The sequence below is a fragment of the Bacillus sp. FJAT-27251 genome (genome assembly GCF_001273925.1).
In the GTDB taxonomy this organism is placed as follows: Bacteria; Bacillota; Bacilli; order Bacillales; family Cytobacillaceae; genus Mesobacillus_B.
Map to the genome: position 1 here is coordinate 3179854 of NZ_LIGG01000001.1, position 14060 is coordinate 3193913.

Genomic DNA, 14060 nt, shown 5'->3' on the forward strand with positions numbered 1-14060 from the left:
CTGGGAACATGTTTACCCGATTTCCACTCGGGTACTGTTTTATATGGATTTAAAATTGCCATTAATCAATTCACAGAGGAGGAATAGATGATGGAAAAAACAATAGTGGGCGGAGTGTTTCAGAATTCCGAAGAAGCTGTGCGAGCGATTGAAAGATTAAAAGAAATCGGATTTGATTCAAATAACCTCTCCGTCTTTGCCAAGAATGATGACGCAGTGGAGGATATTGAAAACCGTACAGATGTGGACACATTGGGGAACGATTCCAACCGGGGTGCCAATGCGGGTAAAGGTGCGGGCATTGGTGCTGGAACGGGCGGTGTTCTCGGTGGCATTGCGGGTCTGATTGCAGAGGTAGGTCTCTTGACAATTCCTGGGATTGGTGTTCTTGCTGCTGCAGGACCACTGGCTACAACTCTTAGCGGAGCAGCAATTGGAGCAGCGGGCGGCGGCATTGTAGGGGCATTGACTGGCGCCGGCATCCCGGAGAATGATGCAAAAGAGTTTGAGAGATATGTAAAAGAGGGCAACATTCTTGTATTCGCAGAAATCGATGAAGAACAAAGGCACGATGTGGAACTCGCTTTCAGGGAATCCCGGTCTCTGAATACAGAAATGTACACTACTCGATAAATTTAAATTCACCGCCTAAGTTCTACGAAGTCTAGAAGCAGCAAAAAAGCCCAGGCAAATGGGCTTTTTTGCTTTTATATAAGTCCATTTAAGATATCTTTTTCAATTCCTCTGTCAGCCTCAGGAATTCCTCTTTATTTTTCTTTATTAAGGCCTGGTCGATTTGCAGTTGGATTTTCTCTTTACGGAACTTAAGCAGGGCTCTTTCTAACACCATTTCAGCTACCAGCGAATCAGCAATGCTTCCCTCGGGCTGCGGCAAATACAGCGTCTTGTCATCCATCCCTATCACTCCTTGACCTTTTTTCTATTATACTCATCATTTTTAAAATTTTCAATCTTTTTAACTTGATAATAATTTCTTTAAAATTTCCTCTGTTCCGGCGGCAAATTTTTCAGAGGGATTTTTTGATTGTATCTCATTCGACTCACTCTCAGGGATATCCCCTTCACCAACCCAAAAGAAAGTGACCTCGTCTGCGCCGCAACCCGACGCTGTTTCCGCGATTACAAAGTCGCTTTTGCTGTCTCCGAACACATAAACAGGCTGCTGTTTAAATGAAGCTTGGCCGAGGACCCATATTGCGCCAATTTTCTTTGATAGGTCCGGCGGGATGACGTCAACCCCGTAGGTGGAGACCACTACCTTTTTATCATGCTTTCCGGCAATTTCCCTAACTTTTTCGGCGTACTTCTTCAAGGCACCACTAGTTTTTTTTAGGTGATCGTCATCTCCTGGTTCACCATGGACCGATTCGACTGTGGCCATCGATTCTTTGGTGTCGTCCCATTCTATCAGGCCCTTAAACTCCTGGTTCTGGCTAATGTGATAAAGCTCGTCCTTTACTTTGTCAGGGGTCACAAAATCCTGGTCAAGCGTCCACGTTTCAATGTTCGGTCCTTTTCCTATAATTGCACCATGTTCTGCGACACAATATAGGCCTGACCAGTCCAGGGAGGAATCCAGTTTTGTAAAAACATTGTCGGCCAGCCATTGGCGCGAGCGGCCGGTTATAAAAGCGAGCTGCTCTTCCTGTTCATTCAGCTTTTCAATTAACCGAAGAACCTCTTCGTCAGGCCGTGCCAGTTCATCCGTTAATACTCCGTCCACATCAAACATATAAAAAGCCATCATCAAACTCCTCTTAATTTTGTATTTTAATTAATCTTTACCCCTTTTATATATTGTGTAATTCATTTTCTTACGGGTGCATGTTTTTAAACGAGGGAAGGACTAGTGCATCAATGAAGCTTGACCTACCTCTCTTGGATAAGCAAATCAAGACTTTAAACCTTCCATCCTGGGGAATAGGGGATGGAAGGTTTATTTAAGAGAATTTCACCATTTGTTAACAGTTTGTTCATATTTTGCAGGTAAGATAAGTTATGAAAAGGTTACCTCCCTTTTCCCCCCTTTAATTATGGCGCTTTCCTGAAAAAGGAAAGTGCCTTTGTTTTTGATATTGTAGCTTATGCGGTCATTAAATATATTTCCCGATGCCTATGCAGCGGGCTGTTCGGATTAATGGAAGCTGGAGCGCCATCATGGCATTCTTTCCGGGGGAGTGGTTTAACCGGTATAGCCTGAGTAGAAGTTCGTTTAGAAATGAATCCAAGTGGAATAGTTCAAAAGAAGACGAATTGTTTTTAACCAGTGACTCAAGAAAAGGAGTGATGAAGGTGAAAGCAGCTCAACTATTGATCAAATGTCTTGAACAGGAAGGGGTAGAGTATATTTTTGGGGTTCCAGGGGAGGAAAATCTTGATATTATGGATGCCCTTCTTGACTCTGAAATTGAGTTTATTGTTACCAGGCATGAGGCTAATGCTGCCTTTATGGCAGGAACCTATGGCCGGCTGACAGGGAAACCAGGTGTGTGCTTAGCGACGCTTGGGCCTGGGGCAACAAACCTGTTAACAGGAGTGGCCAATGCCAATATGGATCACAGTCCGATTGTCGCAATCACCGGACAGGCTGGTTTGGACCGCCAGCATAAAATTTCTCACCAATACTATGACCTCGTTTCGGTCTACGAGCCGGTCACAAAATGGAATACACAAGTGAAAAAAGCGGAAATCATTCCCGAGGTGGTACGGAAAGCGTTTGAAGTGGCCAAAGGAGAAAAGCCGGGTGCTGCTCATATCGATCTTCCCGAGGATATTGCAGCGCAGGATGTGGACGCAACACCAATTGAGGTCAGGAAGCCGACTAACATCGAGGCAAGCGAGCGGGTCATCAAGGAAGCAGCAAAAATGATTGAAAAGGCTAAACACCCCCTCATCCTTGCAGGCATGGGAGTGGAAAGGGGGCATGCAGAAGGAAGCCTCCGTGAGCTTGTTCAAAAGGTAGACATTCCTGTCGTTCATACCTTTATGGGCAAAGGCGCTATTTCGTGGAAAAATGACTTAAGTCTGCTTACGGCAGGGTTAAGCGGCAAAGATTATATCAACTGTGGATTCGAGGAAGGCGACCTTATTATTGCGGTGGGATTTGACATGGCGGAATATCCTCCGAAAAACTGGAATCCAAGCGGCCGTACTCCTGTTTTGCACATAGATACCAGGGAAGCAGAAACGGATGCCCATTATCCCGTCGAACACAGTGTTATTGGCGACATGGCGGAAAACCTGAAGCAATTGGAAAGTGTCATGTCTGCCGCCAAGCGGAATAATGACTGGGTTAGCCATGTAAGAGAACAGGCACTTCAGGAATCGGAAGCTTTTTCCGAGGATGAAAGCTTCCCTGTAAAACCGCAGAAAATCATTTCCGACTTACGGTCCGTAATGGGGGAAGAGGACATCGTTATCTCCGATGTTGGCGCCCATAAAATGTGGATGGCTAGAATGTACCATGCGTATGAACCGAATACTTGCCTGATTTCAAACGGACTCGCTTCGATGGGCATTGCGGTACCGGGGGCGATAGCTGCCAAGATGGTCCACCCAGAAAGAAATGTTGTTGCCGTTTGTGGAGATGGAGCGTTTCAAATGTCGAGTGCCGACCTCGAAACGGCTGTGAGATTAAAGCTTCCAATCGTCATCCTTTTATGGAGAGATGAAGGATACGGACTGATTGAATGGAAGCAGCTGAATGAGTTCAACCGTTCATCGAATGTCAAATTCGGGAATCCCGATTTTATCCAGCTGGCCAAATCTTACGGATTTGAAGCAATGGGCATAAGGGAAGGTGGACAATTAAAAGACGCTTTACAGGAAGCAATTGACTTGAACAAGCCTGTCCTGATTGACTGTCCAGTAGACTATAGTGAAAACACAAAACTGACCGAAAGACTTGGGAAACTGCTCTGTTAAAACGAAAGGAGGAAGAACCATGAGAATCGGTTCCATTATTAATGGTGAGGAAAGAATTGAAGATCAAAGGGAAATGATGCTGGTTCAAAATCCTTATAACGGCGAGACTGTAGCCGAAATGGCCCTTTCAGACAGAAAAGATATGGATGAAGCCATCGGGAACAGCCTGGAGACCTTCGAAACAACGATGAAAAAGATGCCTGCCCATGAAAGAGGCGAAATTCTTTTAAAAGCGGCCAGAATCCTTGAAGAAAAAGCGGAGGAGTTTGCAGAAGTCATTGTCGCAGAAGCTGGCAAGCCAATCAAGCATAGCCGGGCCGAAATTCAGCGTTCCATTCAAATTCTCCATTTTTCAAGTGAATTATCGAAGCATATGACGGGAGAAGTTTTGCCAATGGATGCGGCTCTGCGCGGAGTAAACAGAATGGGTTTTGTCAAGAGGGTACCTGTTGGGGTGGTTGGAGCCATCACGCCGTTTAATTTTCCGTTAAATTTATCGCTTCATAAAATTGCCCCTGCCATTGCAGCAGGAAATACTGTAATTTATAAACCAGCCGAGAAAACTCCCTTGTCCGCCTACATGTTGGTAAAGCTTTTTCAGGAAGCGGGCCTTCCGGATGGCGTTCTAAATCTTGTGCTTGGAAAAGGAGAAACCGCAGGAGATGCCCTCGTCAAGCATGAGGATGTTCCGAAAATTACATTTACGGGCAGTCTGGCGGTCGGAAAAATCATTCGTAATGGCGCTGGGCTCAAAAAGGTGACCATGGAGCTTGGCTCCAATTCTCCTAATCTTGTTTTTGAAGATGCGGACCTTGACCAGGCAGTAGACAGCCTGATAACAGGAGCTTTTGCCTATTCCGGACAGGTCTGTGTATCGACTCAGAGAATCTATGTACAGGAAACGATTTATGATACTTTCCTGAAGAAATATATTGAAGCAGCAAACAAACTTAAAATTGGAGACCCCCGGGAGGAAGATACCGACATTGGCCCAATGATTGACGAGGATGCCGCGAAAAGGGCCAAAGACTGGATCGAAGAAGCGAGGCAGCAGGGGGCTACCATCGAAACCGGCGGTGACCTCAGCGGGACGATCCTGTCTCCTGCCATCATAACCAATGTGAACAAGGACATGAAGGTTGTTAGAGATGAAGCCTTCGCTCCGCTTGTATCGGTAATGCCGTTCGAACAGGAGGAAGAAGCGGTGGAAAACGCCAATGATTCCATTTTCGGTCTTCAGGCTGGACTCTTTACCAAGGATATTGACCGGGCGTTCCGGGTAGCGGACGCATTGCAGTCAGGAGGTATCTGGATCAATGAATCGGCCACCTATAGGCAGGATAACTACCCATATGGAGGAGTCAAACAGAGTGGAATTGGCAGGGAAGGCGTCAAATATGCCATTGAAGAAATGACGGAAATGAAGTTTGTCGGTCTAAAGTTTCAAGGGTGAAATTGGTTGCATCCTTTAAAAGGAAAATACTTTTGAGATTTATCGTAAAAAGGCTGCCATATTGGGCAGCCTTTCTAATTTTTCGCAGGGTACTCAGTTTCTGGCCTGATCTCTTGTTGCGGGGCTGTTGGTGGAAATGTAATAGTAGTTGTGTCTAAGCGCAATCATCAGGCTCTTTTTCCGGCTGAGGATCAACCCGGTACGCATCCTCGCTGTCGACCGCCCCTTTTATCGTCAGTAAAAAGAAGTAAACCATTGCAAAGAAGAGAATGGAAAAGCCTGTTATAGTTGCCCAAAGCCCAAACATATAAATCCCTCCTTGGGAGATATATATGCATGGCGGGKGTTTTTTTATATCTCTTTTCTAAAATATTTAACCATAATTATATTATGTAAACTAATTTATCCTGTTCAAATAATTGTATGTTTTTGGACTTTTAACGGGTTTGTTGACACTGGTTCTTTTATCCTTTAAAGTACATAGGTATGTCGTTTAGGAGGAAAACATGGAGACTAAGAATTCTACACAAGTGAAAATTACTACAGCAGATCCATCCGCACTAGGTTTGTTTGGCCTCGCGATGGTCACATTGGTTGCATCATCACAGAAATTGGGCCTGACAGACGGCGTTTCTTTCATTTTGCCATGGGCGTTTTTCCTGGGCGGAATTGCCCAGCTTTATGCGTCCGTACTCGATGCCAAGCATAACAATATCTTTGGAACAACCGCCTTTGGAGCGTTCGGGCTTTTTTGGTTCGGAGTTGGAATGTCATGGCTGATTCAGCTCGGAGCATTCGGAGAGAAGCTTGCCGCTGACGCGGATCCAAAGCAGCTGGGTTTTGCCTTTATCGGTTACCTGATTTTCAGCCTGTTTATGACGATTGGGGCAATGGAAACACATAAAGTGTTGTTTCTTATTTTTGTCCTGATTGACTTCCTGTTCATTGGCCTGGCCCTAAGTTCATTCGATATTTTTTACGAAGCCACACATATGATGGCAGCCGTGGCAGAGCTGGGCATTGCCCTCTTATCCTTCTATGGCTCAGCAGCCATTGTGCTCAACACCCATTTCAGAAGAATTGTCCTGCCCATCGGGAAACCTTTTGGCATTTAAAAGAAAATAAAGTAAGCAGAAAGAGTAACGGTGCCTGACCCCCAGCGCTTTAAAGCGCTGGGGGTCAGGCACCGTTTTTTGCTTTAAAGAGGTGAAGGGACTTGCCGGGTTTGTGTTTCTCTTAGTGGCTGATTTTGTGCCATGCTGCTATTCTAAAGGTAAATAGTGCATCAAGCGAATACAATGGATAGGATATACATTAGAAGGCGAGGAGAAGCTATGATTCACGAAGTAATCGATATTACCACAGATAATTCCCAGGCCAAGCTTTATACTTATTTTTTGTCCAATTCTCCGCAAATGGACAGTGAACGCAAACGTCCAGCGGTCATCATCTGTCCTGGAGGCGGCTATGAATTCACCTCGGACAGGGAAGCAGAACCGATTGCCATCAAGCTGAATGCCATGGGTATCCATGCCTGTGTATTGCGATACAGCACCGCACCGGCTGTATTTCCAACTTCGTTAATGGAACTTGCTTCAGCGGTCGCGCTGGTGCGGGAAAATGCGGAAAAATGGAATGTGGATAATAAAAAAATCATCGCGGCCGGCTTTTCCGCAGGCGGCCATCTGGCAGCAAGTCTGGGAGTATTCTGGAATGAAGGGTTTCTATCAGAAAAACTTGGAGTACCAGCCGATGTCATCAAACCCAATGGCCTTTTGCTAAGCTATCCGGTTATCACTTCAGGCGAGCATGCCCACAGGGGATCGTTTGACGCGCTTGTCGGAAAGGAGGATCTGCAGCTCCTTGAAAAGGTCTCGCTCGAAAAGCAGGTATCCAAAGATACGCCCCCAACCTTTCTATGGCACACGTTTACCGACGAACCCGTTCCTGTTGAAAACAGCTTTTTGTTCGCAAATGCTCTTTTGAAGCAGAAGATTTCACTTGAAATGCACATTTATCCTCGGGGGGCTCATGGCCTGGCCCTGGGAACAGAAGAAACGCGAGGCAAGAATAATGACCGGAGCGTCCAGCCTGAAGTAGCCAGCTGGATTGAGATGGCGGGCCGATGGGTCAATGGTCTTTAGAGCAGCTGTTATTGTTTGCACAAAGCGCATGGTAAATGGAAACCATGCGCTTTTTATCATTTTCATTTATTTTTTTTACGAGGAAAACAGTTCTGCTATAATCAAAGGGTAAAAGGTAAAAACTACACCTATCATCCCATATTATAATACCTAACAACCAAATAGCGGCAGGATCATGCTGTAAGCGGGGAGAGGATTTAAATCACGACCTATAATCAACTACTTGAAGAGCTAAAGCAGTTTGGCGCAGCTGAAGAATACTTGCCGGCGATTGATACGCCTAAAATAACTTTGGAAACGGAGGTAAAAGTTTTTAGCAATGAATTTAACATTTTGCAGTTAAGCCTGCTTTATTCCATGATTTCTGTTGAAGAATGGCAGGACCAGCCTGCTTTTTATATCACCTGGAAAAATACCGACCTTAAATCCAATCTGAAAAGGTTTGTCCTTTATTACAACCAAAAAAAGGGAATCCTTCGCAGAAAGTATGTTTACCGGAACGGCATTGAATCAAGGAAGGAAGAAAAGCGGTCTGTTCCAAAAGACAAACTGCTTACGGCGGCAAGCAAGGGGATGCTCCAGATTTTGCAGGACGGGTTTAAACAGATGGAGTAGCCAGCCATTTCACTCCTGGTCCTGCACTCCTGATTGCTATAGCCAATGGATTGCGAAACAAAAGACTTAGCCTGACTTTATTTAGCAGGGTGAGTCTTTTTTGTTTGGCCGTGGCCCGATGCTTGAAAGGGGATTAGAACCAGTAACAACACCCAAGCAGATTTCATACTTTGTGGAAGAGAGCAATCAGGTTCAGTTATCTGATCTGCAACTCCCTGATTTCTTTAGTCAAGCCCTTTGTATTACAGAGACGGAGGTATGGTGGATGAACAATTTTCATGATGAGCTACAGAACTTAAGCCTTGGTGATTTCCAGGCGACCAATGCGGTTCCCTGGGATTACGCCGAATATTATGATGATCAGCAGAGGCAGCTTGGATTAATTTTCTCATGTTACAACTGTTACAGCTGTTATAGCTGTTACAGCTGCTCTAGCTGCTCTACTTGTTACAGCTGTTTCAGCTGCGGAGGACGTTGCGGAGGCTGCGGAGGACGTTGCGGAGGCTGTGGAGGACGTTGCGGAGGCTGCGGCGGCTGCGGCGGCCGCTGCGGGGGTGGCCGTTGTGGCGGAGGCCGCTGCGGAGGACGCTAAACCCGTAAGAATAAAGGAGGGACCTCTGCAAATCTGCAGAGGTTTTTCTGTTTGCTTCGGAGACATAAGAGACAAATTGGCGTACATAGGATGATAGTGAACTGGAACACGAATGGACTGAAACAAGAAAGGCAGTCAAAGAGGATTTCTTCCGGCTGACTAAGTTTTTTTTCTGCTATCCAAAGCGAAATAAAGAGGTGCAGCATGAATAATTTAAAGCCTACGATGCGTCTGAAAGTCAAAAGAGATACTATCTTCCTTCCTGACCCAAACCAGGGTGTTTATTTTCGCAATAACAGAAGCTCGTTCCATATGAAAGGAAAAGGAATCGACCAGTGGGTTACCAGGCTGATGCCGATGTTCAATGGTAAGCATACACTGGAATATTTAACCAAGGGACTGTCTGGCCCATATAAGAACCGTGTATATGAAATTGCCGGAGTATTGCATGCTAACGGGTTTGTCAGGGACCTTAGCAGTGACAGCCCGCATCAGTTAAGCGAGCACATTGTCAAATTGTATGAATCGCAGCTTGAGTTTTTGGAGAGCTTTGGTGACTCTCCAGCTTTCCGTTTTCAGTGTTACCGGCAAACCAAGGTGCTTGCCATCGGTTCCGGTCCTATGTTCGTTTCGCTGGTTTCCGCTATGCTTCAGTCTGGACTGCCCAGGTTCAATATGCTCATAACACCCGCACTGCCGACAAAAAGAGATCGAATACAGGAACTGGTGAACCATGCGCGCAATGCCGACCCGGAAGCTTCAGTCGAGGAGCTAACGTTAAAGGAGCATTCCTGGGGAGAAATAATAAAGGAGTTTGATTGCATTTTATATGTGTCCCAGCAAGGGGATCTCGAGGAATTGCGTTCGCTCCATAGTGCATGCAGGGCAGAGAAAAAGCTGTTCATGCCGGCTTTTTTTTATAAACAGATGGGCCTCGCCGGGCCGCTGGTCCATCCAGACTCCGATGGATGCTGGGAATCCGCCTGGCGGAGCCTTCACGAAACCGTTTTTCCGGAGAGTGCCGTTTTCCATAATTCTGCCAATGCTGAAGCGCTGCTGGCAAATATTATGGTATTTGAGTTATTCAAGCATCTCGGGCGGGCTCAAGAAGCAGAAATGGTTCCCCAATTTTACCTGCTGAATCCCGAAACACTCGAGGGAAAATGGCATTTTTTCCTGCCGCATCCGCTTGTGGCACATAGCCCCCAAGTCCAATTGGTAAAAAATTTGGAAGAGGAGCTGAAGAAAAGCCCCGGACGCAATGAGCCGGGAGGGCTGATTCTGTACTTAAGCCAGCTGGCATCCTCGGAATGTGGAGTTTACCATGTCCTGGGCGAAGAAGAACTAGAGCAGCTTCCGCTTTCGCAGTGCCGGGTCCAAGTCACAGACCCGCTCTCGGAAGGGCCGGCGAAGCTGATGCCCAGCAAAGTATGCGCAGAATTGACCCATGAAAATGCCCGAAAGGAAGCAGGATTAACAGGAATCGAAATATATGTGGAGCGGCTGCTGGATTTGCTGTATCCATCCGATAATGAAGCAGTTGTCATTGGAGCAGGAGAGAACATACAGGAAGCCGTATGCCGTAGCCTGAAAAAATGCCTGGAAGCAGAACTGGATGGACAATTGCGGAATCATGGAAATGCAGCTTCAAGGACACAACTCGCCGAGGTGGAAGACGATACGTGCAGGTTTTATCTGCAAGCATTGTCTACCATGCATGGTACGCCAGAAATTGCCCTCGGTAAGGAAGTGGCTGGATTCCCTGTCGTATTTGTGCGCAGGAAAAACCGCTGGCATCCTGGCATAGGATTACACCCAGCACTGGCCCTTCAAAATGCGCTGAAAGCAGCGTTGTCGAACGAAAAGGCAGGCGTGCTTGTGCAGCTTGATGAACAAAGGGAGCCAATAAGCCTGATGATTCCCCCACTTCCATCAGAAGAGGAACTCCTTCAAGCCGCGATCGAACGATTTGCGCAAATTGGAAAGCACCTTTCACTCCTTGAAGTCGATATGGGGCCTGTTTTGAAAAAAGAGATAGTGAAAATTTATGGAGTGCTGTTTGGAGAGGAGGGGATTTTGTGAAGCCAAAAATAGTGGTCATTGGCGAAGGCAGGCTGGCGGCTATGGCAAAAAAAGTTCTGTCGGCCCAGTGCACAGTGTTTTCTTATCCTGAAGTGGAAGCGCATATCCCTGAACAGGCAGCTCTTGTCCTCGTCCTGCATGATGCCTGGAACCCTGCACACCATCTAAAGGCCGAAGAAATTATGCGAGGTACCCGGATTCCTTGGCTGCGGGGGTTTATTTCCTTTGGTGAAGGGGTGGTCGGACCGCTCGTTCGAATTGGGACTCAAGGTTGCTCCCAGTGCGGAGACACCAGAAAACTTATGGCCGGACGGGACCGGCAAGAAATGTGGAGAATCCAACATATGTTTTCAGAGGAGGAGAGGAAGGAATCTGACGCGTGGGCATCCCGCACAGCAATTTCACAGCTGGTCCAGGTAATTTTGAGCGAGGTAAAAAAGATTCTTCAAGGAAAGGAAGCTCTGTCACAGGGCCGCATGTTTTTGCTTAACCTTAAAAACCTTAATGGCTCTTGGCATTCCATCTTACCTGATCCATTATGCCATGTTTGCAGTTCCTTGCCTGACGATTCCCCCGAAGCTGCTGTGATTTCATTAAAATCCAGTCCCAAAATCCCGGGAAGCTACCGCTGCCGTTCCATGGAAGACCTTAAAAATGTGCTGATAAAAGATTATTTGGATTCCCGTACGGGTCTTTTTAATGAAAAGGTATATGATCTTGTTCCGCCATTTGCAGATGTCGGCGTGAACCTGCCTTTATTCGCCGGTGACGAGGGAGTCGCTGGACGGACCCATTCCTATGCATCCAGTGAACTGACGGCGATTCTCGAGGGGCTGGAACGGGCCTGCGGAATATCTCCTCATGGAAAAAGGACAGTGGTCCATGACAGCTATAATAATCTCAAAGATCAGGCTTTTCACCCTCCCGCTGCCGGAGTGCATGCCAAGGAACAATATGAAAGCCCCGGATTTCCATTTAAAGAGTTTGAACCTGACAGGCCAATGAATTGGGTATGGGGCTATTCGCTAGTGGAAGAACGGCCGATTTTGGTTCCTGAACTCCTGGCGTACTACAGTTTGGGCTGCGGCAATGGATTTGTGTATGAAACGTCCAATGGCTGTGCTTTGGGAGGCAGTTTGGAGGAAGCAATTTTTTACGGGATCATGGAAGCGGTGGAGCGTGATTCGTTCCTGCTTACCTGGTATGCCCAGCTCCCTCTTCCTCGCCTGGATCCTTATTCGGCCAATGATGAAGAACTGAACTTAATGATTCAGCGTGTAGAGGCGGTAGGGGGATATGAACTCCATTTTTACAATGCGACGATGGAGCATGGCATTCCCGCCGTCTGGGCTTTGGCAAAAAATAAAAAACTAAATGGAATGAATCTCATTTGTGCGGCGGGAGCCCATTTGGATCCAGTAAGAGCAGTGAAAAGCACCATTCACGAGATGGCGGCCATGATGCTGACCCTTGATGAAAAATTCGAGAACAGCAGGGAGGATTGTTTAAGGATGTACCAGGATGCCAGCCTGGTGCGGAAAATGGATGACCATAGCCTGCTTTATGGTTTGCCGCAGGCAGAGGAACGGCTGGCATTTTTGTTGAACAAGGACCGGCCATGGCGCACTTTTGATGAGGAGTTTAGATGGCAACCTGCACACGAAGATTTGAGGGATGATCTTCAAGCAGTGCTTGAGAGGATCAAGCTTTGCGGCCTGGATGTAATTGTGGTCGACCAGACGTCCCCAGAACTGAAAGTGAATGGATTGCATTGCGTAAAAGTGCTGATTCCAGGGATGCTGCCGATGACATTCGGCCATCATTTGACAAGAGTGACAGGGTTGGAGAGAGTGCTGGAGGTTCCGATGAAACTAGGGTATACAAAGCAGCCTTTGACAATGGAACAGCTTAACTGTCATCCACATCCATTTCCATAATCAGAAAAGGGGGCAGGGAAATGGAGTTAGAGACTTTCCTGCATTTTCTTCATTTTGATACTGACAAGGCAAGCCCGCCCGGATGGGAAGTGGATTGGGAAGATGCTCCGCTGCCCTATAAACTTTATCGGGGCTTGCCTTCTTTTCCATTATGTCACGACACTCCGCTTACCCTTGAAGAGAAGGATTCGCCTGCAGAGCCCACAATGAGGAAAATCAGTCATTTTCTATGGCTTGTTTACGGCCTGGCGGAAATTTCACAGTCGGCGGTTCCAACAGAAGAAGGACCTGAACTTCACCAGAGTTTCCGCCGGTTCGTTCCCTCGGGGGGGAGGGCTTTATCCCAGCGAATTATATGTATTATTGAAGATTGAGGGCCTTCCCTCCGGGGTCTACCATTATGATGCGGCCCGCCATTGCCTGGTGTTATTGCGGGAGGGACAGTATGACTCCTATCTATTCCGGGCACTGGGCGGGCGCTGTAATCTGTCAGCCTGTTTCGGCACCGTTTTTGTTTCCTCCATGTTCTGGAAGAATTTTTATAAATACAATAATTTTTCTTACCGCTTGCAAGGCTTGGATGCCGGTGTACTGATTGGACAGCTGCTGGAGGTTTCCAAGGTGTTCGGCTTCTCTTCGGGTGTCTATTTTCAATACCTGGACCGAGCGGTCAACCATCTTCTCGGACTTGATGAAAAAGAAGAGAGTGTCTATGCGGTGATTCCGCTTAGTGTAGAACCCACAAACTGGTCATGTGCTGGAGACGCGGATTTATCTGCCGCCGCTTTATGCAGGGACCTGCCAGAAATTCAAACCAGTCATTTTACAAAATCACAAAGAATCAAGCCGTTTCCCATGCTCACAAAGATGAATGAAGCATCGATGTTAGAGTCATCGAGATATTTTAGAAAAATGGCGGTGAGGGAAATTAAAAATGCCGGAAGCCAGTCGGTTGCTCTGCCGCGCACAGATCAGCATTCTTATGATTTGGTTTCCCTTTTCCAAAAGCGTTTCTCACCTGACAAAGATTTTGTTTTGGGAAAAATGACGTTAGCTGAGCTGGCCGAACTTCTTCAGCACGCTAAGGCTATGTATCATTACCGCAATGACCTGGATGATCTCCATGAAAATAGTGGAACACGTCTATCCATTTTTGGCTGTTTTGTAAATGTCGAGGGACTTCAAGATTGAACATATGCTTATAATGAGGCTGGACATTCACTAGAGGAGGTCAATCTGGGAGATTGCCGGCTTCTGCTGCAATCTGGGCTGGGTGCAGGGAACGTAAATAT

General features: G+C 46.7%; 14 protein-coding genes. 11 read left to right on the plus strand and 3 right to left on the minus strand.

All coding sequences use genetic code 11. From position 1 onward, the window contains the following. Window positions 1-90: 90 nt before the first annotated feature. Window positions 91-633, plus strand: coding sequence for a general stress protein (locus ADU22_RS14745; protein WP_082252874.1), 543 nt, complete (start codon window positions 91-93; stop codon window positions 631-633). A gap of 88 nt (window positions 634-721) precedes the next feature. Here the strand turns inward: ADU22_RS14745 and ADU22_RS14750 are convergent, their stop codons facing one another. Next, on the minus strand, window positions 722-916 hold the full coding sequence (locus tag ADU22_RS14750; protein WP_053362845.1) for an IDEAL domain-containing protein: 195 nt from the start codon (window positions 914-916) through the stop codon (window positions 722-724). A gap of 60 nt (window positions 917-976) precedes the next feature. After that, complete coding sequence (locus ADU22_RS14755; RefSeq protein ID WP_053362846.1) at window positions 977-1765, minus strand: HAD hydrolase family protein; 789 nt, start codon at window positions 1763-1765, stop codon at window positions 977-979. 542 nt (window positions 1766-2307) lie between these two features. Between ADU22_RS14755 and ADU22_RS14760 the strand changes: the two genes are divergently transcribed. Together ADU22_RS14760 and ADU22_RS14765 are read left to right on the plus strand one after the other, a co-directional pair. Beyond that, a complete protein-coding gene (locus ADU22_RS14760; protein WP_231687962.1) occupies window positions 2308-3945 on the plus strand; it encodes an acetolactate synthase large subunit in 1638 nt (545 codons plus the stop codon). A 19-nt stretch (window positions 3946-3964) separates the two neighbouring features. Further along, window positions 3965-5398, plus strand: a complete 1434-nt coding sequence (locus tag ADU22_RS14765) for an aldehyde dehydrogenase family protein (protein ID WP_053362847.1) — start codon at window positions 3965-3967, stop codon at window positions 5396-5398. A gap of 154 nt (window positions 5399-5552) precedes the next feature. On the opposite strand, the gene ADU22_RS24685 is transcribed toward ADU22_RS14765, so the two are convergent. Next, on the minus strand, window positions 5553-5705 hold the full coding sequence (locus ADU22_RS24685) for a hypothetical protein (protein ID WP_156324360.1): 153 nt from the start codon (window positions 5703-5705) through the stop codon (window positions 5553-5555). A 199-nt stretch (window positions 5706-5904) separates the two neighbouring features. Here ADU22_RS24685 and ADU22_RS14770 point away from each other — a divergent pair, with 199 nt between their 5' ends. The 8 genes from ADU22_RS14770 to ADU22_RS25235 all read left to right on the plus strand — a co-directional run bounded on the left by ADU22_RS14770 (window position 5905) and on the right by ADU22_RS25235 (window position 13959). Then, the gene (locus ADU22_RS14770; protein WP_053362848.1) at window positions 5905-6513 is read left to right on the plus strand and encodes an acetate uptake transporter; all 609 of its coding nucleotides are present in this window, start codon (window positions 5905-5907) and stop codon (window positions 6511-6513) included. A gap of 219 nt (window positions 6514-6732) precedes the next feature. Continuing rightward, the gene (locus ADU22_RS14775) at window positions 6733-7542 is read left to right on the plus strand and encodes an alpha/beta hydrolase (protein ID WP_053362849.1); all 810 of its coding nucleotides are present in this window, start codon (window positions 6733-6735) and stop codon (window positions 7540-7542) included. 261 nt (window positions 7543-7803) lie between these two features. Beyond that, window positions 7804-8157 (plus strand): hypothetical protein, encoded by a 354-nt coding sequence (locus tag ADU22_RS14780; protein ID WP_053362850.1) that lies wholly within the window; start codon window positions 7804-7806, stop codon window positions 8155-8157. 265 nt (window positions 8158-8422) lie between these two features. Then, window positions 8423-8749: a heterocycloanthracin/sonorensin family bacteriocin gene (locus ADU22_RS24315; protein ID WP_082253018.1), complete on the plus strand. Its 327-nt coding sequence runs from the start codon at window positions 8423-8425 to the stop codon at window positions 8747-8749. Window positions 8750-8953: 204 nt separating this feature from the next. After that, a complete protein-coding gene (locus tag ADU22_RS14790) occupies window positions 8954-10831 on the plus strand; it encodes a putative thiazole-containing bacteriocin maturation protein (RefSeq protein WP_053362852.1) in 1878 nt (625 codons plus the stop codon). Then, complete coding sequence (locus ADU22_RS14795) at window positions 10828-12768, plus strand: TOMM precursor leader peptide-binding protein (RefSeq protein ID WP_197280063.1); 1941 nt, start codon at window positions 10828-10830, stop codon at window positions 12766-12768. The genes ADU22_RS14790 and ADU22_RS14795 overlap by 4 nt, the downstream gene beginning before the upstream one ends. Before the next feature lie 20 nt (window positions 12769-12788). Beyond that, window positions 12789-13142 carry a hypothetical protein gene (locus ADU22_RS25230; protein ID WP_231687990.1) on the plus strand — a complete coding sequence of 118 codons (354 nt, stop codon included), beginning with the start codon at window positions 12789-12791 and terminating at the stop codon, window positions 13140-13142. Further along, a complete protein-coding gene (locus ADU22_RS25235) occupies window positions 13057-13959 on the plus strand; it encodes a SagB family peptide dehydrogenase (RefSeq protein WP_231687963.1) in 903 nt (300 codons plus the stop codon). The genes ADU22_RS25230 and ADU22_RS25235 overlap by 86 nt, the downstream gene beginning before the upstream one ends. The last annotated feature ends 101 nt before the right edge of the window (window positions 13960-14060 follow it).